Source organism: bacterium, from assembly GCA_024228115.1.
Lineage (GTDB): Bacteria > Myxococcota_A > UBA9160 > UBA9160 > UBA6930.
The window spans coordinates 1-1,139 of record JAAETT010000609.1; the positions used below are offsets into that span (position 1 = coordinate 1).

1 protein-coding gene is annotated in these 1,139 nt (G+C 45.2%); it reads right to left on the bottom strand.

What is annotated here, in order from left to right:
* Positions 1-1,139, bottom strand: a 1,139-nt coding sequence (locus GY937_25425) for a hypothetical protein (GenBank protein MCP5060057.1), incomplete at both ends; no start/stop codon positions are given.

Genomic DNA, 1,139 nt, shown 5'->3' on the forward strand with positions numbered 1-1,139 from the left:
CGAGTTGCTGACCTGGTGCTACCCGTTTTTTGTTTGGTGTATCCACAATTGGTTGTATGAAACAATAATGCGTCTCTTTGTAGAATTTGCCGCAGTTGCGGCATTTTGCGGCTCCACACACGTGTTGGCGATTTGTGGGATAACCTTTTCTGCACATTCTGCACAATTTAAAACGCATACATCTACTACTGCCTTGATTCACAGCCAAATGCCTATCGTAACATTCCACAGAATTAAAATTGCAATTACATATGGCACAATGCTTTCTCTCACCAATGGCACAAGGTACACGGGCATCACATTTGGTGCATACATATTTACAGCGGTGTTTGTATCTATTCGAATATGCTTTATCACAGTGTTTGCAGTAAAAGGATGAATTAAAAAACCCGGATGGCGATTTGACGATATCATAATGACCATCGTGCAGGTAAAGGTAAACCTGCTCGTTTGCTTCGGTACCGCTGTATAACAAGGCGTTACAGCAGTCCTTGGCAAATACCTTTACCTGCACGGACATTCCGCGCTCCAACAGCGCCTGCTCCATACATTTAATTTCATCTGGGCCACAAGGGGCATCCGGCAGTCCGGCGGCGTCCATCAAATCTTGGGCGGATTTGGTTTGCGCCGTAGCACCTCGGTCATTACGGCGCAAAGCTTTGTACGCCGCCGGATCCGCCTCCCGATTATTATAGGCGAGGGCTACAATGATAGCCCTCGCCGCGCACAAATTATCTTTATTCAATATCTGTTGTATGCATCCTCCCTTATCGCACATTCTCGAAAACCAACTAGCCCAGCGACCTCGCTGACGTTTGTGCCACCCGGCACCTTTCTGCGGAACTATCACAGACGTAAAGGATAATAATAATTCATCGTCCAAATTCAATTCTTCTTCAGATTGCATAATTTTATATAATAATGCCAGTACCCACTGCGCATTTAGTTTCTTCTTCGGCATGAATGGTAAAAATGCCGGATAACTAAGCGCCGGATGGCGCACTTCCACCCCGATTGTCGTATTATCTGGGGTACCGTCGAATTGTTGACGCAAAATTTCATCAAAAACCTGCACAAATGTTTCTCCAGCATCCGGGCTATCATTTAAATTTCGAAATCTAATTCGAATCATGGTACCG